General features: G+C 43.0%; 20 protein-coding genes and 1 pseudogene. 18 read left to right on the forward strand and 3 right to left on the reverse strand.

Annotated features, from left to right (window positions below):
* Positions 1 to 283 precede the first annotated feature (283 nt).
* The 4 genes from FZC79_RS07825 (at position 284) to FZC79_RS07840 (ending at position 7,197) form a co-directional block, all read left to right on the forward strand.
* The gene (locus FZC79_RS07825) at positions 284 to 2,077 is read left to right on the forward strand and encodes a methyl-accepting chemotaxis protein (RefSeq protein ID WP_148946252.1); all 1,794 of its coding nucleotides are present in this window, start codon (positions 284 to 286) and stop codon (positions 2,075 to 2,077) included.
* 1,203 nt (positions 2,078 to 3,280) lie between these two features.
* Positions 3,281 to 4,186: a DMT family transporter gene (locus FZC79_RS07830; protein WP_148946253.1), complete on the forward strand. Its 906-nt coding sequence runs from the start codon at positions 3,281 to 3,283 to the stop codon at positions 4,184 to 4,186.
* Between the two features lie 237 nt (positions 4,187 to 4,423).
* A complete protein-coding gene (locus FZC79_RS07835; RefSeq protein ID WP_148946254.1) occupies positions 4,424 to 6,127 on the forward strand; it encodes a methyl-accepting chemotaxis protein in 1,704 nt (567 codons plus the stop codon).
* A 224-nt stretch (positions 6,128 to 6,351) separates the two neighbouring features.
* Positions 6,352 to 7,197 (forward strand): DegV family protein, encoded by an 846-nt coding sequence (locus FZC79_RS07840; protein ID WP_148946255.1) that lies wholly within the window; start codon positions 6,352 to 6,354, stop codon positions 7,195 to 7,197.
* 117 nt (positions 7,198 to 7,314) lie between these two features.
* Here FZC79_RS07840 and FZC79_RS07845 read toward each other — a convergent pair whose 3' ends face one another.
* On the reverse strand, positions 7,315 to 7,815 hold the full coding sequence (locus FZC79_RS07845; RefSeq protein WP_148946256.1) for an AAA family ATPase: 501 nt from the start codon (positions 7,813 to 7,815) through the stop codon (positions 7,315 to 7,317).
* Positions 7,816 to 8,024: 209 nt separating this feature from the next.
* Complete coding sequence (locus FZC79_RS07850; RefSeq protein WP_148946257.1) at positions 8,025 to 8,300, reverse strand: hypothetical protein; 276 nt, start codon at positions 8,298 to 8,300, stop codon at positions 8,025 to 8,027.
* Positions 8,301 to 8,478: 178 nt separating this feature from the next.
* Between FZC79_RS07850 and FZC79_RS07855 the strand changes: the two genes are divergently transcribed.
* The 13 genes and pseudogenes from FZC79_RS07855 (at position 8,479) to FZC79_RS07915 (ending at position 17,994) form a co-directional block, all read left to right on the forward strand.
* Positions 8,479 to 9,933 (forward strand): DEAD/DEAH box helicase, encoded by a 1,455-nt coding sequence (locus tag FZC79_RS07855; RefSeq protein ID WP_148946258.1) that lies wholly within the window; start codon positions 8,479 to 8,481, stop codon positions 9,931 to 9,933.
* On the forward strand, positions 9,930 to 10,640 hold the full coding sequence (locus FZC79_RS07860; RefSeq protein WP_148946259.1) for a ComF family protein: 711 nt from the start codon (positions 9,930 to 9,932) through the stop codon (positions 10,638 to 10,640). Before FZC79_RS07855 ends, FZC79_RS07860 begins: the two co-directional genes overlap by 4 nt.
* A 69-nt stretch (positions 10,641 to 10,709) precedes the next feature.
* Positions 10,710 to 11,114 (forward strand): TIGR03826 family flagellar region protein, encoded by a 405-nt coding sequence (locus tag FZC79_RS07865; RefSeq protein WP_148946260.1) that lies wholly within the window; start codon positions 10,710 to 10,712, stop codon positions 11,112 to 11,114.
* Positions 11,115 to 11,211: 97 nt separating this feature from the next.
* Positions 11,212 to 11,475, forward strand: a complete 264-nt coding sequence (gene flgM, locus FZC79_RS07870; RefSeq protein ID WP_148946261.1) for a flagellar biosynthesis anti-sigma factor FlgM — start codon at positions 11,212 to 11,214, stop codon at positions 11,473 to 11,475.
* Between the two features lie 18 nt (positions 11,476 to 11,493).
* Complete coding sequence (locus FZC79_RS07875; protein ID WP_148946262.1) at positions 11,494 to 11,985, forward strand: flagellar protein FlgN; 492 nt, start codon at positions 11,494 to 11,496, stop codon at positions 11,983 to 11,985.
* A gap of 33 nt (positions 11,986 to 12,018) precedes the next feature.
* Positions 12,019 to 13,614 (forward strand): flagellar hook-associated protein FlgK, encoded by a 1,596-nt coding sequence (gene flgK / locus FZC79_RS07880; RefSeq protein ID WP_148946263.1) that lies wholly within the window; start codon positions 12,019 to 12,021, stop codon positions 13,612 to 13,614.
* 15 nt (positions 13,615 to 13,629) lie between these two features.
* Positions 13,630 to 14,535, forward strand: a complete 906-nt coding sequence (gene flgL, locus FZC79_RS07885; RefSeq protein ID WP_148946264.1) for a flagellar hook-associated protein FlgL — start codon at positions 13,630 to 13,632, stop codon at positions 14,533 to 14,535.
* Positions 14,536 to 14,610: 75 nt separating this feature from the next.
* Positions 14,611 to 15,201: a DUF6470 family protein gene (locus FZC79_RS07890; protein ID WP_148946265.1), complete on the forward strand. Its 591-nt coding sequence runs from the start codon at positions 14,611 to 14,613 to the stop codon at positions 15,199 to 15,201.
* Between the two features lie 17 nt (positions 15,202 to 15,218).
* Positions 15,219 to 15,662 (forward strand): flagellar assembly protein FliW, encoded by a 444-nt coding sequence (gene fliW, locus FZC79_RS07895; protein WP_148946266.1) that lies wholly within the window; start codon positions 15,219 to 15,221, stop codon positions 15,660 to 15,662.
* A 4-nt stretch (positions 15,663 to 15,666) separates the two neighbouring features.
* Entirely contained in the window at positions 15,667 to 15,888 is a 222-nt protein-coding gene (csrA, locus tag FZC79_RS07900) for a carbon storage regulator CsrA (protein ID WP_148946267.1), read from the forward strand.
* Positions 15,889 to 16,033: 145 nt separating this feature from the next.
* On the forward strand, positions 16,034 to 17,278 hold the full coding sequence (locus FZC79_RS07905; RefSeq protein ID WP_148946268.1) for a flagellin: 1,245 nt from the start codon (positions 16,034 to 16,036) through the stop codon (positions 17,276 to 17,278).
* Positions 17,279 to 17,618: 340 nt separating this feature from the next.
* Positions 17,619 to 17,732 (forward strand): annotated as a pseudogene (locus tag FZC79_RS07910) (flagellin); the annotation flags it as partial.
* Positions 17,733 to 17,799: 67 nt separating this feature from the next.
* Complete coding sequence (locus tag FZC79_RS07915; RefSeq protein ID WP_148946269.1) at positions 17,800 to 17,994, forward strand: hypothetical protein; 195 nt, start codon at positions 17,800 to 17,802, stop codon at positions 17,992 to 17,994.
* 580 nt (positions 17,995 to 18,574) lie between these two features.
* Here the strand turns inward: FZC79_RS07915 and FZC79_RS07920 are convergent.
* The gene (locus FZC79_RS07920) at positions 18,575 to 19,216 is read right to left on the reverse strand and encodes a hypothetical protein (protein ID WP_148946270.1); all 642 of its coding nucleotides are present in this window, start codon (positions 19,214 to 19,216) and stop codon (positions 18,575 to 18,577) included.
* Between the two features lie 411 nt (positions 19,217 to 19,627).
* Between FZC79_RS07920 and FZC79_RS07925 the strand changes: the two genes are divergently transcribed.
* Positions 19,628 to 20,494: a methyltransferase domain-containing protein gene (locus tag FZC79_RS07925; protein WP_148946271.1), complete on the forward strand. Its 867-nt coding sequence runs from the start codon at positions 19,628 to 19,630 to the stop codon at positions 20,492 to 20,494.
* Positions 20,495 to 20,564: the final 70 nt, after the last annotated feature.

Raw genomic sequence — 20,564 nt, forward strand, 5'->3', positions numbered from 1 at the left:
TCTCTTTAGTGCGCCACCGCACTAAAAGGGACAGTCCCTTTTAGTGTTTTAGCACTTTAAAGCAGTGCAAGGGACAGTCCCTATTCGCGCTTTAAAGCGTTGAAGCGTTTAGGTGAAAAAGTTTAAGAAATTTCGTAAAGCTTATGTAAATTCTGTGAAAGTTGTCGAAATAATTAGTAAGACAATTCGTTTAGTGTCCTTCTCTATTTTCTGGAGGGCTCTATTTAGCACTAATACTAGTTCTATTATCACAGTCTTAATTACATAAGTGAGGGGTCGGGAGATGAAGAAACTGGGGAGCAAGTTCAAACGAAAACCTAAGAGCGGGGAAGAAAAACCGAAGAAAGCGATAAAGGCAGGGGGCTTATTCACTGGTCTGAGCGTTTGGAAAAACATGAAAATCGGCCAGAAGTACATCATGGCCTTGAACGTCACAATCGTTCTCTTTTTGATTTCATCTGTCATTATATTTATGCAATTCAACAAAATCCAGGATAATATCGAAAAGGTCGATGTCAGCAACGTCCGTTCCGTGCAGCTGACAGAAATGGGAAGCATCTTCAGGGATAAGGCATTGCTGCTGCAGCGCTACGCCAATGAGAAAAACCCGCAGATCGTGGAGGATTTCAACAGTCAGGCTGAAAAGTTCAGTACCTTTGAAAAAGAGTTATCTTCCCAAATGAAAACGAAAAAGGAACAACAGTTGTTCAGCTTCATATCTGAAAGCGACAAGGAGCTTAATACCCTGTTTCGCGATGAGGTAGTACCAAGTGTCGACATGAATTCAACCGTTCTTTTAGAAACTACCCTGAAAAAAGCAGGAATCATCGCGCCTAACACAGTCTTGAAACTTGATGAACTCAGGGCCATCGTAATGGCTAACAAGGATGCAGCGCTGGATGAAGCATATGACGGAATCAGTGGAAGCAAAATCATCATGATTGCCGCAATTATTGTATCAGCCGTTCTGGGCATCGCAATTCTTTTAATCATCAACCGCATGATTTCCAGCAGCCTAAACCGAGTTGTTAAAACAGCCAATTTAATTTCTGAAGGAAAACTAAACGCGGACGAACTGACCTACTTAGGAAAAGATGAAGTCGGCCAGCTGAGCTTGGCGATCAATAACATGAAAAACAACCTGGCGTCCATGGTCAGGGATATGCGAAAAGTATCCGAAACCGTTACAGAGCAAAGTGCGACCCTCTCTCAATCTTCACTTGAAGTGAGAGAAGGAAGCTCACAGATCGCTGTCACGATGCAGGATCTTTCGGCAGGATCGGACCAGCAGGCAAACTCAGCTTCAGAACTCAATGAAATGATGATGAGTTTTACAAAAGCCGTGGAAGAATCCAACCGCTTCGGACAGGAAGTCAGCGAATCATCCAAAGTGGTTCTGTCAAAAGCAGAAGAAGGCTCCTTGCTGATGTCGCAGTCAGTAGAGCAAATGAAGAAAATCTACACAGTCGTTGAAAATTCTGTTGAAAAAGTAGAAACGCTTAAAACCCGTTCTAATGAGATTTCCAGCCTGGTCAATGTCATCCAGGGCATCGCAGACCAAACAAATCTGCTTGCACTTAACGCAGCGATTGAAGCAGCGCGTGCTGGAGAAAGCGGAAAAGGTTTCGCGGTTGTAGCGGAGGAAGTCAGGAAGCTCGCCGTCCAAGTGTCGCAGTCTCTTGAAGGAATCTCCAAAGTGGTTCACGGAATTCAAAGTGAATCCAATACCATTGCCGCTTCACTGAATGACGGCTACACAGAAGTGCGAAGCGGAACGGAAAGCATTGAAAGAACGAAGGACAGCCTGACAGCCCTTGGCGATCAGATTTCATCCATGGTGAACAACATTGACAGGATTTCTCACAACCTGGTTGAAATCAACAGCAAAGGCTCAGAGATGAATGAATCTATCGAAAACATTGCATCGATCTCTGAAGAGTCCGCTGCAGGGGTTGAAGAAACTTCAGCAACCGTGCAGCAGTCGACGAGTGTCATGGAAGAGGTTGCGCGCAACGCAGAAAGCCTCAATGACCTCGCAGATAAGCTGGATGTGCTGATCCGTAAGTTTGAGGTTTGATAGTTCTATAGGAAAATCCGGTGGGGGAAACCTTGCCGGGTTTTTTATTTATGCTCTTTCTTGGTGACAGTCACCACCCGGTTTTTGTTGGTTTTTGTCGAAGGAAAAGGAAGAGGAATAGGAATCTTACTCAAGAGTAAAAATGGCAGTCATTTACTTCTGAATATTGTATGATGAGAAGAGTTTATTTCTTAATAGAAGAGTCATAGTTAAGTTATTGCTTTGAAAAGTGAAAATTTTAATCGGAACTTAGTATAGTGCTCTCTATACATAAGTTGTGGATACATGAGTGGGCGTATTGCGAGAGAGATAGGTATTCAGAGGCGAGTTGTGGGTACATGAGTTGAAGTTTTGCGAGGGATATATGTACCCAGAGGCGAGTTGTGGATACATGAGTTGAAGTTTTGCGAGGGATATATGTACCCAGAGGCGAGTTGTGGATACATGAGTTGAAGTTTTACGAGGAAGATATGTATCCAGAGGCGCGCTGTGGATACATGAGTGGAGGTTTTGCAAGGGAGATATGTATCCAGAGGAGAGATGTGGGTACATGAGTTGTAGTTTTGCGATGAAGATATGTATCCAGAAGCGGGTTGTGGGTACATGAGTTGTAATTTTACGATGAAGATATGTATCCAGAAGCGAGCTGTGGATACATGAGTCGGAGATTTGCGAGGGAGATATGTATCCAGAGGCTCGATGTGGATACATGAGTTGGGCATTTGCGAGGAAGATATGTATCCAGAGGCGGGATGTGGATACATGAGTTGTAGTTTTACGATGAAGATATGTACCCAGAAGCGGGATGTGGGTACATGAGTTGTAGATTTGCGAGGGAGATATGTATCCAGAAGCGGGAAGTGGATACATGAGTTGTAGATTTGCGAGGGAGATATGTATTCAGAAGCGGGAAGTGGATACATGAGTTGTAGTTTTATGATGAAGATATGTACCCAGAAGCGGGATGTGGGTACATGAGTTGTAGATTTGCGAGGGAGATATGTATCCAGAAGCGAGAAGTGGATACATGAGTTGTAGATACATGAGTTGAAGTTTTGAAAGGAAGATATGTATCTCAGAAGCGAGCTGCAAGTACATAAAATAGAGCTTGGAGAGAAATACATGTATCAAGGAGTAGGTTATGGGTGCAAGAGTTAGACTTTTAATTTGATAGAAGATCATAGATAGAAAGAAGGAATACACATGGCAAGACTGTACGCGGCCCTCATCACCCTCAGCTTAATTTGGGGCCTTTCATTTGTGTTTATCAAAGTTATCGTCGACCCGGCCGGTGTCTGGGGAACGACCTTCCTGCGGTGCCTGGCGGGTCTTTTGATACTGCTGCCGCTTTTTATAAGAAACCGGAGAAAAAAGCAAAGGGGTCCGCTGCCGATTGGCAAGCTGTTCATCGTCGGGCTCATCAACGCAGGTCTTCCGTGGTCACTGATTGCCTGGAGCGAAACCCAGATCAACAGCAACACGGCATCTATCCTGAATGCGACGACTCCATTATGGACAGCGCTCATCGGGTTCGCTCTCTTTTCAGTTGTTCTAACCGGTTTCCAATGGATGGGGATCGTGGTCGGATTTCTTGGCATCCTGGTGCTGATGGATTTCCAGGTTGCCGGGTTGTTCTCCTCTAATTTTATAGGGATTGGTACGATGCTCCTCGCGACGGTCTGCTATGGCTTTGCCGGACAGTACACCAGACGGGCGTTACAAGGAGTGAGTATGGTCGCCATTTCCACTTTTCAGCTGCTTGTCGGAATGGCAACCGGACTAGTCGGAATGATGTTCACGAGAGGAATCGAATGGAACGCACTTCTCGATATGGAAATTCTCTTGTCCATCATCGGGTTGGGCTGTTTCGGGTCAGGAGTGGCGGCCCTTCTCTTTTTCTATGTGCTGACAAAAGGAAGCCCGGAATTTGCTTCAACGGTCACCTATTTGATTCCAGCCTCGGCTATGGTATGGGGATTCGTCCTGCTGGGAGAACCCATCACCTCGAACCTCATCCTTGGGTTGATCATTATTTTTGCAGGCGTCTTCCTGTCATCACGAAAAGGGAAGAGGCGGGATAAAGCAGGGAAAACCGCTGTACAGCAATAGTTTCAACCTCTTAATCAAACGTTTGATTAAGAGATTATTCATAAAAGGGACAGTCCCCTATCGCGCTTTAACGCGCAAAAGGGGACTGTCCCTTTCACTGCTTTAAAGCAATAAACCACTCCTGTGTAAAAATAGTGTTAAGGTTCAGTTCTCTTTCTGTTAATGAGCTCGAAAACCTTTAAAGGTTTTATATAATTAAATAGTCCTATAAAAATAGCAGAAATTACAGGAGGAGAAATGAAGAAATTTTGGCGAAACACAAAAATCGGTGATAAATACATCATTACTGTGTCCATTACGACTGCATTATTTTTAGCTTCAGCCATCATTATCTTTTTACAATTCAACGCTATGGAAAAAAATATTAAGCATATGGATGAGAAAAGCAGCCGGGCAGCGGCCATGACGGAAATGGGAAGTCTTTACCGTTCTAAGACCATCCGTTTCCTGGATTATGCCAGAGATCCGGAACCCAGCCTAATAGAAGAGTATGAAGCGCGTGAAAAAGAATTTAACCAACTTGAACAGCAGGTTACAGGGGAAATGAAGAGTACTAAGGAGAAAAAGCTGTTTCAGGAAGTGATCAAGAATGATAAGGAATTGAATGCCCTTTTTTATGAGGAGCTCATTCCCGCAGTGAATTCGGAAAAGACAATTGCCATTAATGCTGTGCTGAAGAAAATAGATATTCAAAGGCAATATGCCCTCGAGAAACTGCAGCTTTTAAAAGATACCGCTGAAGAGAGTAAAGAAGAAGCCATTTCCATGACTTTTGCAAACATAGGAAGCAGCAAAACCATTCTGTTTCTTTCTGTAGCTGTATCCATTTTTACAGGTATAACACTAACAATTCTGATCAATCGTTTGGTTTCCAGGAGCTTAAAAAAAGTAGTGGAAGCATCCAATCGAATTGCAGAAGGAAACCTTCAAGCTGAGGATCTTACCTATCAAGGAAGGGATGAGATTGGGCAGCTGAGCATCTCAGTCAATTCTATGAAAAACAGCCTGCGGTCAATGGCGGCTGATATCCTGAGAGTGTCCCACACAGTTACTAATAGAAGCAATGAATTATCTCATTTTTCCTCCGAAGTAAAGGAAGGCAGCAAACAGGTGGCAGCCACTATGAATGAGCTTTCCGGCGGTATGGATGGCCAGGTGCTGTCAACCAATGATCTTGGAGAAAGAATGCTGATGCTCTCTCAAGCCATCGGGGAAACAAATGAATTAGGGAAAAAGGTCAGCAGTGACTCGGATAGAGTGGCAGAACAATCAACTCAAGGCTATGAACTTATGGCTGAATCTGTTCAGCAAATGAAGACCATCTACCGGGGAGTCCGATCCTCTGTAAAAAAAATAGATTCTCTTAATGTTAAAACAGAACAAATCTCCCATTTCGTCAAAGTCATTCAAGGCATATCGGAGCAAACAAATCTTCTTGCACTGAATGCAGCCATCGAAGCAGCGAGAGCAGGAGAAAGCGGAAGAGGGTTCGCTGTTGTGGCGGCAGAAGTGAGAAGGCTTGCTGAAGAAGTTTCTCACTCTTTGGTAGAAATCACTCATATTGTCGATGGAATTCAACAAGAAACGAAAGAGATTGGGGCATCTCTTCATCAGGATTATCAACAGGTGAGAAATGGAACGAAGACAGTTGAAAAAACACAGGAAAACTTCGCTGATCTTGGGGAATCCATCACAGCCATGGATGATAATATCAGGGTCATAACCAAAAACCTTATGACTGTCACAGAACAAAATCTTCAAATGAAAGAAGCGATAGAATATATATCCTCCATTTCTGAAGAATCTGCGGCAGGAATTGAAGAAACAGCTGCAACAGTACAACAATCTTCTATCGTCATGGAAGAGGTAAGCGGAAACGCAAAAGAATTATTCAAGCTTGCCAAAGAACTCGAGGATAGAGTGCAAAGGTTTAAAATTTAATATGCTCTTCATAGTGCGGCCGTACTAAAAGGGACAGTCCCCTATCACGCTTTAACGCGCAAAAGGGGACTGTCCCTTTTACTGCTTTAGAGAGGTAAAGAGGTTTTTTCTCAGATAGTAATGCAATCCATTCCTTTTTCATATAAAATGAGTTCTATACATAGATTGAAGGAAGACAAGTTATCGGCCCGTCCGATAAAATAAAAGTTAAGGCAGGTAATTTAATGAAAACTGCAATTGTTACGGATAGTACCGCCTACATCCCCAAAGAATTGCGTGACCGATATAATATTAAAATGATTCCGCTGAGCGTGATTCTCGGCGGCGAAACGTACCGCGAGGAAATTGATATTTCTGCAAGCGATTTTTACCAGGAAGTCAAGAATGAAGAGAAGCTTCCGACCACTTCACAGCCTTCACTTGGAAGCTTCGTCGAACTGTATGAAGACCTGGCAAAAGACTATGATGCTGTCATTTCCATTCATCTTTCAAGCGGCATCAGCGGAACCTATCAAGGTGCCATCCAGGCAGGCGATATGGTCGAAGGGATCAAAGTGTTCCCTTTCGATTCAGAAATCAGCTGCATGATCCAGGGGTTTTACCCGATTTATGCCTCCCAGCTCGCAGCCGAGGGAATGGATCCTGAAAAAATCATTGAAAAACTGCATGAAATGAAAACTACCGTTCACGCCTATTTCATGGTCGACGACTTGGCGCATCTGCAGCGCGGAGGACGGTTATCTGCAGCGCAGGCCATCATCGGCAGCCTGCTGCAAGTCAAGCCGCTGCTTCATTTTCAGGATAAAGTCATTGTTCCATTCGAGAAAATCCGGACACGCAAAAAAGCGATGAAGAGAATCGTCGAAATGCTAGGAAGAGAAGTTGAAAAAGGCTATCCTATGCAGGCCGTCATCATCCATGCCAACCGTGAAGAGGAAGCGCACCAATGGAAGGACGAGCTGCAGCAGCAATACCCTGACGTTGAGTTTTCTGTCAGCTACTTCGGCCCCGTCATTGGAACCCATCTTGGCGAAGGTTCGATGGGAATGGGCTGGTCGAGAAGAATGTAACGAATCCAATAATGAAGCATTGTTATTTGTTAAGTAAGGACTACAGAAAAACGCAGAGTCGCCTCTGCGTTTTTAATTATGTAATCATCTGTTCTTTCTACTGTTCTAAACTGTTTATTATTCTTCTCTACTATACTCCAAAATATTTAAACCCTCAGAAGCTTTGGGTGCTTCAAAAAATTTAGTAACATGAAAAAACATCTCTTCTGTGTCAAAAGCTGCTCTTTCGGGTTGTTCATTGCGTCTTATAGAAATGTGATGTAAGCATTGCTCGTTGTTCAGATTAAGGAAAATCAGTTGATGACTAGCAGGGACCTCTGACGCTATATCATAAAACCACTTTCGCAGTTTCGGAGTGTTAGCTGGAAAATCCATCACTACATCTGTACCGGCCCTTAATATGTTTTGGACATGCTTTTTCACTAACGGTTTAAGTTGCGATGAGAATTTTAGATAGTCCTCAAATGATGTTATCTGATTGGGATAAAGGGATGAAAGCCATTCATCCTCAGACAAAAGAACAGCATTTTTTCCGCTCGCCAGCTGCTTTGATTTAGTTGACTTTCCCGCGCCCATTTTTCCGCAGAAAAAGTATAGGGTCCCCATTGGATTTTTCATCCTTTTTTCCTCCAAAAGCGTATCATAGTGGCTGCTGTTCCACTTATGTAATGCTTTCCTAATGAGTCATATTGGTTTGTTTATAATTTATACTATTCCCGTTAGTGTAGCAGCATACCCTGATTATATAGTTGATGATGGACATTTATTTCTCCTGTAATTATTCTTTTAAAACATTAGAGTCAGATGAAATGATTAGCCATACCTGATCAGCCCTTACGCCTCTTTATCTGCTCGAGAATGAAAACTATCAAAAAGCCAATGAGGCTTATTCCCGTAACAACCAATCCGTAAGTCAAAGCGCCAATCCCTTCCCGGTCCTTTGAATGACTTGGTTCAAGAATCATCATCCCGGATCCTATGCCAAAAACCATAATTGGAATTAAATACCCGCTATTTCTTTCAATTAATGAACGTCCTTTTGTCGCCAGCCAAATCAACGATACTGACAAATATAAAACTGTAACTACTGTGTGTCCTGTCACCTTCGTCCTCTCCTTGCTGCCCGCGATAAACATAATGATTTAGTGCTAAGGACCTAATCTGTACCAGTTAGACGATTTTAATATAAAAATAGTTTCAATAAAAGTAATAACACCTAGAGGCGCCTGGCAGGAATCTCTCCCGCAGAAGAGAATATAACAATAGAAAGGAGTGATATTCTTGAGATTTCACTATGATAATGAAAAAATCCCCCCTGAAGCCCTTGCAAACTTACCCGGCAATCTTTCCCCAAACCTCACATTTACACTCAACCCAGATCTTCAATTCCTTTTAGAAGGAAAAGCCCTCCTCCTGGACGAAATTCCCCACACACTCGAAGAAATCCAAACTCACTACGAAAATGGTCACATCTCATATTCAAAAGGAATCCAGCTTCTAAAAACCAACCCACAATGCACTCGCTGCGGAAATCAGGACCAGTCACTATTCGCCAGTTTCCCTTGCAGCCGCTGCAACGAGCAATGCACCTACTGCCGTAAATGCATCATGATGGGGCGGGTCTCCCAGTGCACTCCGCTCATACAATGGACCGGACCTTCGCAAAACACCACCATCGACTCTCTGCAATGGAAAGGAACCCTTTCGCAAGGACAGCAAACGGCATCCGATAAAGTCGCAGCAGCCATTCAAGGAAACACCGACCTTCTGGTATGGGCGGTATGCGGGGCAGGTAAAACAGAAGTGCTGTTCCACGGCATCCATCAAGCATTAAAAACGGGAAAAAGAGTCTGCATCGCCACTCCAAGAACCGATGTTATCCTGGAACTCGCTCCCCGCCTGAGAAAAGTTTTCCCGGAAGCCCATCCTATCGCCCTTTACGGAGGAAGCGACGACCGGCACAAGTACTCCCAGCTCGTCCTCTCGACCACCCACCAGCTCTATCGGTACAAAGAAGCCTTCGACACCCTCATTGTCGATGAAGTTGATGCCTTTCCTTACTCCTTCGATAAAACCCTGCAGTACGCTGTCGAAAAAGCCCGAAAACCAACGTCATCTCTCATTTACCTTACCGCCACTCCCAACAGAGCCCTGCAGAGAGAATGTTCCCGGGGAAAAAGAAATCACGTCACCATCCCGGCAAGATACCACAGACACCCTCTGCCGGTTCCCGCACTACAGTGGGGAGGAAACTGGAAAGCCGCTCTGGAAAAAGGAAAACTCGCACTTCCCATAAAAAAATGGACTGAAAAGAGAATCACAACAAACAAAAAAGCACTCATCTTCCTGCCGTCCGTCACAACCATGGAAAAAGCACTGCCTCTTTTTCAAAAAATACACCCTGATATCCTATCAGTTCACGCAGAAGATCCCGAACGAAAAGAAAAAGTTCAAAGAATGAGAGACGGAGAGATTCCCATTTTACTAACCACCACCATCCTGGAAAGAGGAGTGACCATCCCGAATATCGATGTCGCCGTTATGGGAGCCGAGGAAGAAATCTTCACAGAAAGCGCCCTCGTCCAAATCGCAGGGCGTGCCGGCAGAAGCGCAGAGCATCCAACAGGAGACATCACGTTCTTTCATTACGGAAAAACCCGCTCCATGATAAAATCCGTTCACCATATAAAAGAAATGAACCGGCAAGGAGCAAAAAGGGGACTGTTAGACGCATGAATACCCATTGTCTCGACTGCCACAGTGAAATCGAGTACCACATGACATGGAATTCGTTTTTGTTCACACCAAAAGAACGCTGGCTCTGCGGAAAATGCGAATCACAGCTCCAATCCATAACTGGAGAGAGATGCCGCACCTGTTCCCGCCCGCTTTCCCTCTTAGAACCACATCACATAAAAGAAGGAATCTGCCTCGACTGCACAAGGTGGGAGCGGGATCCCCAATGGAGTGGAGTTCTCACAAAAAACACCTCGCTTCTTCTATATAATGAATACCTGAAATCATACCTGGCGAGATTCAAATACCGAGGGGACTATATTCTGGCAAAAGCCTTCTCCGCAAGCATCAAAGAAGCCGCCTCAGCAATGAACACAAGTCTCATCGTCCCGATACCGCTAAGCCCAGAGCGGCTCCAAGAACGAGGCTTCAACCAATCAGAAGCCATAGCAAAAGAAGCCGGCCTCCAAACCCAGCACCTGCTCATCCGCAAGCACTCTGAAAAACAATCCAAAAAATCACGCCAGGAACGTATCCACAGCGAAACGGTTTTCGACTTGTCTCCCGATCAACCAAACATCACCAACCAATCCATCCTCCTCATCGATGACATCTACACCACCGGCACCACCCTCCGCCACGCGGCCCAATGCTTGAAACAAGCTGGGGCAAAGCAAGTGAGCTCCCTGACGCTCGCAAGGGGCTGATAAAGCTAAACAGTCCCGCTGCCCTGCCGATATAAGTAGCAGAGAGCAATCACGAGAGGTGGAAGGACCATGTCAGAACTAATGAATTGTCCAGAATGCAACGGACTATATGTAAAAAATATGTTTAAAGATACATGCGATAAATGCTTTAGAGAAGAAGAAAAAAAGTTTGAAGAGGTTTATGCGTTTTTAAGAAAGCGAGAAAACCGTGCAGCTTCAATCGAACGTGTGGTGGAAGTCATCGGAGTTAGAGAAAAATTGATTCATAAATGGGTACGTAAAAAACGATTACAGCCTGCTCATTTCCCGAACATGGGTTATCCATGTGATAATTGCGGGAAGATAATACCGAAGGCGAAGCTTTGCGACGAGTGCACAAGTAATCTGACACAGGATCTGCAAAAACTTGCCGCTGAGAACGCATTCCAAGAAAAGAAAAATAAAGACCAGCAATCTACCTATTATTCAAAATAGGAAGAAACACCCACAGTGTAAATACTAAACAAATCCCGCCCCCGTCCGATATAATGGATAGAAGACTTGAGCGGAAAAAGAAAGCGAGGGAAGCCTCATGAAAATCAATAACATAAATAATTCAGGAATCAACCCTTATAAGCGCCAGATGAATAAAGTCGATCAAGCAGCTAAAACAAACCTTCAAAAAGCTGACAAAATTGAAATCTCTTCTGCGGCCAAGGAAATGCAGGGAACATCTAAACTTGTGAAAGAAAGACAAGCGAAGGTGGAGGAACTGAAAATCAGTGTCGAAAACGGCAACTACAAACCAGACCCGCAAAAGATTGCTAAAGGGCTGATCAATTTTTATCGCAATTAATATAAAGGAGAGAGTCCCATGCAAGCAGAACAGCTTTTAAGCACATTAGAAAAAATATATACCTTACACCGCAGCCTGTATGACCTCTCCTTGGAAAAAACAGACTTCATCAAAAAGGGCGATACGGAAGCCTTAAATGATTTTATAAAAAAAGAACAAAATCATATTTCAGCGATCAATACACTGGAGATGCAGCGCCAAAAGCTTGCAGCGGAATTCCTACTGCAAAAAGGAATCCACACAGAGTCACCAAGCCTGGCACAGGTCATTGAACACGCTGATGAAGCTGTACAAAAAGAGTTCAAAGAAAAGAAGAAAGAACTCCTGGAGCTGACAGTCAAACTAAAAAATCAGAACGAACTGAACCAAAAGCTTGTCTATCAATCTCTTCAGTTCGTCAACATGAATTTATCAATGCTGCAGCCCCAGTCCGAGCAGACCAACTACAGCCGTCCAGCCGGTAATAAGAGGCAGGCAGCCGGAAAGTCCATGTTTGATTCCAAAGCTTAATGAGAGAAAAAGATTTGAAACGGAGGCCACACCATGCGTTCCACTTTTATGGGGCTTGAAACCGCCAAGCGGGGGATGTACACCCAGCAGGGAGCCCTGCACACAACAGGACACAATATTGCCAACGCCAATACACCGGGATTCACTCGCCAGCGGGTAAACTTCGAACAGACCGAACCATATCCTTCACCCGCCATCAACCGTCCGCAAATTCCCGGTCAAATGGGAACAGGGGTGGAAGCGGGATCCATTCAGCGTGTACGCGAAAAATTCCTCGATGTTCAGTACCGCGGAGAAAACAATAAACTCGGTTATTGGGAAAACAAAATGGAAGCGATGAAGAAAATGGAAGAAGTCATGAATGAACCATCAGATTCCGGCTTGTCTAAAACGATGGACATGTTCTGGCAGTCGCTTCAGGATCTAGCCGTCAACCCAACCAACTCCGGTGCCCGTTCAGTAGTGCGCCAGCGTGGTGTCGCAGTGGCTGAAACCTTCAACTATGTTTCTTCATCTCTATCAAGCATCCGGACTGATTTGAAAAATGAGATAGATGTGACTGAAAACCAAATTAATTCGATGACAAGGCAAATTGATAATCTCAACAAAAGAATCGGGGACGTCGAACCGCATGGCTACCTTCCGAATGATCTCTATGATGAACGTGACCGCCTGGTAGACGAACTCTCCAAAATTGTTGATATTCAGGTTACATACAAATCTAGCGGCGGCGGAGCACTTGATATCGCAGACGGACAGGCGACTGTCAAACTGATGAATGAGAATGGATCGGCATCTGCAATCCTTGTCGGAGCGGGCGGTGCCAATACCCTTAAACTGGAAGCGGAAGGCCCGAATGGAGCTATCAGTAAAGTGAAGGTAGGCACCATGGAAGTCAGCCCGGAAAAGTTCACTTCTCAAGGGAAACTGAAAGGCCTAATGGAAATGTACGGTTATCAGGATTCCTCAGAAGGTGAGACAACAGGCGTCTATACCGATATGCTTTCCGAACTGGACAACCTTGCTTATACATTCGCAAAAGAATTCAATGAAATTCATGCAAATGGAATGGGAATAAACGAAATTAAAGCAGAAGAAAATGTGAAGAATGTTTTCTTTGTAGATCCGAAACAAGGCACAAACGGCGAGCCTCTAGCTAATGAAGAAGACCCTCTGACAAATCACCTCGGTTCAAGAGAAGGCTTTGCCAGCAGAATCGGAATTTCAAAAGTCGTCCAGGATGACCTAGATCATATAGCATCTGCAGACGGAACAGACCCTGCCAAGGCAACAGCCGGCGACTCTTCTGTCGTCCTAAAGCTTGCAGATGTAATCAACACTGCCTTCGAATATAAAACAGGAAGCGGCGAAAAAGCAGACTTCCGAAATTACTACGAAGGTGTTATCGGTGAAATGGCGGTTACTTCCCAGGAAGCAGTCAGACTGACCAACAACAGTGACACTCTCAGGCAGGCAGTTGAAGAACGAAGGATGTCTGTCAGCGGCGTCTCGCTGGATGAAGAAATGACGAACATGATCAAATTTCAGCACGCTTACAATGCCTCTGCAAGGATGATCACACTGCAGGATGAGATGCTCGATAAAATCATCAACGGCATGCTAAGATAAGGATGGTGAACGAATATGCGCGTAACACAAAGTATGCTGACCTCTAACTCTATGAGAAATATGAGTTCATCTTATAACAGAATGGGCAAGCTGCAGGACCAGCTCTCAACAGGCAAAAAAATCACAAATCCATCCGACGACCCGGTCGTTGCGATGAAAGGGATGTTTTACCGCTCCAACCTCACAGGGATCGAGCAGTATAAGCGAAACCTTTCCGAGCTCTACCTTTGGATGGAAAACTCTGAAGCCGGAATTGATCAAGCTAATCAGGGCCTGCAGCGTGTCCGGGAATTGACGATTCAAGGTAAGAATGGCTCAATGAGTCCAGAGGATCGAAAAGCGGTTGCCAAAGAGATCGACCAGATTAAACAAGACCTTGTAAATACAGCAGATACCCAGGTTGCCGGACGCTACATATTCCACGGAACGGATGTCAGCAGGTCACCAATTGCTGACAAAGGAACTGGAGGCGAAACCGCTCCTCAGGTAGCACCCAATCTTGCTGACGGTGCTATCGATAGCTACAATATTGAAGTCTCACGAGGTGTATCTCTTAAAGCAAATGTGAACCCAAACAATGTGTTCAGCCAGGACATGTTTGACACTGTCCACAACATTCAAAGGGCTTTAGAAAGTGGCGACACTTCAACGCTGGATGAGGAACTTGGAAAACTAGATGGGGTCATGGACAAGCTTTCTGCAGAACGTTCTGAATTGGGCGCTCGTTACAACCGTCTGGAAATGGTAGATGACCGTCTCATGCAGCAGGAAATCACTGCAAGCCGGGTGCTATCAGATAATGAAGATGCAGACATTGAACGAGTCATCACAGATTTAAAAACCCAGGAAAGTGTTCACAGAGCGGCGCTTGGAGTGGGAGCCAGAATCATCCAGCCAACTCTGATGGATTTCTTAAGATAAATTACGCTGAGGGACTGACCCTTTAAGGTGTACTGTCACCTTGGGGTCAGTCCTTTTTATTTTGGAGGTGTACCTATGAACTTTCCGCAAATCCGCTTGCAATCCTCACCCGCGAGCATCACAATCGAAACTAGACCGGGCAGAATGGAAATCGAGCAGCTTCCAGCCCAGCTTGATATCCAGCAGCCAAAAGCTGTACTGGACATAGAAACGACTCCAGGCAGGTTAACGATCGACCAGACAGAAGCATGGGCAGACATGAACATCAAAAGTGTTTTTCGAATGGCTGAAGAGAATGCTCAAGAAGGGCAGCAAGCTGCATTGGAAGCAACAGGCTCAGCTGCTCAAGACGGTGATGAATTGATGAGGATTGAAAACGGTGGTGGAGCAATTGCGTCTCAAGCCAAACGTAATGGAGAACCACCTCAGTATGAATTTAATATAGGATGGATACCGAGGTATGGAAGTGTCAAGATTCAATATGACCCTTCCTCAGTGAAAATAAATGCACATCCTCAAGAGGTAATCAATAATACGAGAGTTCAAAAACCAATTATAGAACATGTGAGTTCCCAAGTTGATGTCAGATTAAAACAACATCAAACTCTGGATATTGATTTTGAAGGACTAAAATTTGTCGGCATCAATTATGAACAAGAAATCTAATAGAAGGAATGTGTGTTATGAAAATATTTACGAAGTACCATGGTGAAATAGACATCAGTCAAGAAGATATATGGACTTTTGAAAGCGGAGTTCCTGGATTTCTCGAAGAAACACAATTCGTCATCTTGCCGCTAGAACAGATTGATGGGTTTTCGGTGCTGCAATCTACCAAAACAGACGAACTGGGCTTTGTAGTCAGTGATCCTTTTCAGTTTTTTGCAGATTATGACTTTACACTAAGTAACTCAACCGTGGAACTATTGAGCTTAAAAGAGGAAAAAAACGTGAAGATCCTGTCCATACTAACCGTAAAAGATCCAATAACAGAAACAACAGCAAACCTGCAGGCGCCATTGATCTTAAACACGAAAAACAAAAAAGGGAAGCAAGTCATCCTCAACGAAACAGATTACAAAACTAAGCATTTCATCTTTACAACAATACAAGCTGTGAAGGGGTGAGACGATGCTTGTACTGACAAGAAAAACAGGAGAAGCTATTAAAATTGGCGATGGCATTGAAATCACGGTTCTGAGCATAAAGGGAGACCAAATCAAGCTGGGTATTGAAGCTCCGAAAAATATAGATATCCACCGCAAAGAAATCTACCTATCCATCCAAGACGAAAATGCAGAAGCATCACAAGGAGTAGACAACCTGTTCTCGCTGCTCTCGAAAAATCAATAAAAATTTTTTCAAAAACTATTAAAAACCAAAATCTCCTGACGATATAAATAGTGTAAAGAGAAACAAAGGGCGGCCGACCTTTCACTCTCTAAAACAAAGAAGTTCACAAGGATGTGGACTCTACATTCAAGGAGGAAATTATACAATGAGAATTAATCACAACATTGCTGCGTTGAACACCTATCGTCAGTTGAACAGTGCTAATAACGGTATGAACAATTCTATGGAAAAATTGTCATCTGGTTTACGTATTAACAAAGCTGGAGATGATGCTGCTGGTTTATCTATCTCTGAAAAAATGCGTTCACAGGTTCGTGGTCTTGAGCAAGCGTCAAGAAATGCGCAAGATGGTATATCTATGATTCAAACAGCTGAAGGCGCATTAAATGAAACCCATAGCATCTTACAGCGTATGCGTGAATTATCTGTCCAATCTTCTAATGACACTAATACACAGGATGATAGAGATGCACTCCAAGAAGAAATGAACCAATTAACTTCAGAGATCACTAGGATTGGTAACGATACAGAATTTAATACTAAGAAAGTATTAAATGGTTCATTAGACGCTAATAACTCTGTTCAGCAACAACAAGATACTTTATCTGATGTAGACACTTTAATTGGTGATGGTACATCAGCTTCTTTTGAACTTACTTTTGGTAATACAGCTATAACAATCCAGGGTGATGGTGGAACTGTTGTACCTGGTTCAACTCCAGTTGTTTCAAGTAATACAATTACTGTAGGAACTGATGGAGCAGATGCTACTGCAGACGACATTATTGCTGGTTTACAGCTATATGCAGCGCAGAATCCAGATTCAGAAGTTGCTCAATTTGATTTTGCGAAAAGTTCTGGAACAGAATTAACAATTACAGCTAAAGCGAGCGGTGAGTTTGCTGGAGCAGATGCTAATAATAATACTGTAAGAATGACCGCAGGTGATTCTAGTAAATTAACTGACTCTAACGCTGGAGCTGATGGAGGAGCAGCGCAAATTCAAATCGGTGCAAACCAGGATCAACAATTCTCAGCTTCTTTTTCAGATATGCGTTCGCTATCTTTGGATATATCAGGAACTTCATCCGGTGGAGCAAATGCGGGTGGTGTAACAGGTGCAGCCTTTACAACTACTCAGTTAACTGATGCTAGTGACACAACTGGTTCAACAGCTGAGTATGCACTAGATATCACAGATGCTGATAAAGCTACAGCTGCAATCAAAGTACTGGATAATGCTATAAAAGATGTATCAGAAGAACGTTCTAAGCTAGGTTCATACCAAAACCGTTTAGACCATACAATTAACAACCTAGGAACATCTGCTGAAAACCTAACTGCTGCGGAATCTCGTATCCGTGACGTAGATTATGCTCTAGCTGCCTAAGCAGCGACGAGCACAGTCGTCCTGACTAGTAACGGTCAGAGATCATTATCGGGTGAATTGCTGGAAACCCCTGAAGCTTTTCTTGCCACAACGCAACTGGAAACAGTAAACGTGAGGGCTAGAAAAAAGAAAAGATTGGGCAATCAGCAGCCAAGCTCCTGTCTCGAAAGAGTGGAGAAGGTTCAACGACTAGGATAAACCATCTAAGGCGAAAGCTATGGTGATGAAATCCGTAGGTGAAACAATGTACATCAGCATTGTGAATCCGAAGTGCCCGGCCCCTACCAATTTGGAGGGTGAAGATATAGTCTAGTCATTTATGAAAGTAAATGTTCGCACGATGGCGAAAGAAATGATGAACCAAACAAAAGAAAGTATCCTTGCTCAAGCTTCTCAAGCAATGCTTGCAAAAGCGAACCAAAACCCACAAGGTGTACTTCAACTTCTACGTTAATTTTAGATTTTTTAAGGGACTTTGGCTTCGGCTGGGGTCTCCTTTTGCATTTGAGGTGGTGATTTTAATGAATATCGTTGAAGAGTACGAAAAAGAAATAGCAGGAAGACTTATAAACATAGTGGTTAAGCATGAACAAGGTAAACCATTCCCTTACTATGCAATCAGCTCACTTAATGTTGATGGTTCTGGAGAGACTTTAGAAGAAGCAAAAATGAAATGCGAAAGTGCAACTAAACTGGAAATAATCATGAATAAGTAGATTTCAAAGGGACTCTAGTAATACTAGGGTTTCTTTTATAACTTACATTTATGTATTTATTAGGAATAAATCTTATAGGGACAAAGGGACTAGGTTCATCGTCCAACTAATCTGTGGCACAAAGAGAGAAGTAGTGACAGGTTTTAGGTATCACCTAAATTTTACAGTGATTATTGATGACTCGCTAGACGAATTGTGTAAAGTTAAATAGTGCTCTTTCATTTGAAGGGACACAGGGACAGGTTCTGCATCCACCAAATATTTACATTTTTTATTTTTTGTAACTCGGACAAAGATTATAAAGGCTCTAGTTATGGTAAACTCTCTTTTTATTGAACATTACCCTGAAGAACACATAAGCTGGCAAGTGTACTATAGTTCAAGCCGGTCTCATTCTTAAGAGAATCAAGTAAACGAACATCGTGTTCATTAACAACTATCTGATACGGTTTTGTCCTCTTCTGTTTTATTGCACAAACCCTTTCTAATAACTCCTTACTATAAAAATTGTTCCCACGATACATCTCCCATAACTCTTTCAGAAAGGTAAGTTCATTATTAATCTCCAATGTCGGTGATTTTAAAGAAATCTCTTCAGATAAATAGATAGTTGTCCTTTTGGGTTTAGTTGAAAGAGGCAACGTGCATGAGCTTTTAGTTTTCCTTCTTTGAAAGGATGCATATACGAGGATACAAGATGTAAGAAGTAATGAATTTGAAACTGATCATAAAAGATTATGCGATTTTGTTTATCTGTGGAGAATTGTAAGCAGAATTTATCTTTTAACATTTTGCAATGCAGCAGGTTTGCATGAGGAGTAAAGCTTTCAGTAGAGAAGATGATTTTTTGCACTGTATTTCCTTTTTTCTTTAGATGGCAACCATCTTGATACCACCAGGCAAGAGATAATGGAGTTAAGTAGTCATGTATGTGATCAAAAGGTAGTCTTTTCTTTCTGTCTTTATACCATATTGCTTCCAGTGAGGTAATGATGGGATGAGTTTTTGATTGAACATAGTAGCCTTCTGTGTAGCCATCCGCTATTCTTTTATCGTTAACTTTTTTATAATGAGGACCAGTTAGAGGGATGTACATGTCAATTTCCCGAAAACAGTGATCACACCATTCCCTGTCTTTAGCACAGTGAATAAATTGAAGCCGTGGTTTTCTGCCGGGTTGTTTGATTAAATACCCATCGCCTAGGAGCTTTCCTGTCAACATATCAAAAAATTCAAATCATCGTTCTCGCCTTCACCTCCGAACATACCTTTTCTTTTCTTTTATCAAATATCTCAACGAACAGATAACTTCATAGCCTGCAAACTTAAGGGAACCTCAAAGTTACTCCATGAAATATGTGGAACGAATTTAATTATAAGTTGCATGTAGAATATAGGCTGCATTAATGTTTTTATCTAGGGTAGAAGTCCCTCTAACCGGAAAAAACCTGCATTTTCCATAATTTCTTTATAGTGAATTTCATATAAACCCTTAATCACACTAAGTTTTTTGGTATAATTCAAGACGGTTTGAATTAATTGTATTTATTCTAGTGTGGAATTCCTGGAACTATTGCTGCAATCACTAGTGATACCTTTTCTGCCAAAAGCTTAAAGATTAGGAAGTGAAAATATGTCATCTCAAGAAAAAGATCAATTAGGTCAGTTCATACCCTTGCATTACCATTATCAAATGCTGTCTGATCATGATAGAGTCCAGGCGTTTAAGACGGCTATTGAACGAATTGTTAAACCCGGACATAGAGTGGTCGAGTTAGGAAGCGGCACAGGAGTATTGTCCTTTTTCGCTGCCAAACAAGGTGCGAACGTTCAGTCTATTGAATTCAACCCTGCCCTAGTAGAAAGAAGTAGAGCTCTAATTAAACAAAACGGGATGGGAGACCGTGTAGACGTGATCGAGGCAGATGCTTCTCTATGGGTTCCATCAGAGCCAGTCGATATAGTAGTTTGTGAAATGTTACATAGTGCTCTTTTGCGTGAAAAACAGGTCGAGGTAATTGAAGCGTTTCGGAAAAATCATAAAGAAAAATTCGGTGAAATTCCTGTCATGATACCTTCAGCAACCTTGCTCGGTGTCCAGCCGGTATTGCAGGAATATTCCTTCGAAGGTTATCATGCACCGGTGCCGCTCTTTCAATCACCATATGTAGTCTCACCGGAGACGCAAGATGTCCATAACCCGGAAGTGTATCACATTATTGATTATGATCATGCCGAAGTGGAACCCTATTCTTGTCATGTTTCTTTTTCCTTTCAACAAGTGGCTGAGTTTAATGCTTTCCGGTTTATTACAAAGAATCTGCTAGCGAGTGTTCCGCAGGGTGAGGATATGGTTGATTGGCACAATCAATATCTGATTCTTCCTACTGAAAAAAACATATCGGTTAAAGCAGGACAAACAGTTTCAATCTCCTTTTCTTACACCCCAGGTGATTCAATTGAAGTTCTATCTCAATCTCTTAAGGTTTTTGTTCAATAGGAGGCCTTTAAGCAGTTCAGCTCAATCTCTCGAGCATTTAAGCCAATAGCCCCTAACCTGATTAAGAGAC

The organism is Rossellomorea vietnamensis (genome assembly GCF_008180615.1).
Taxonomy (GTDB): Bacteria; Bacillota; Bacilli; order Bacillales; family Bacillaceae_B; genus Rossellomorea; species Rossellomorea vietnamensis_D.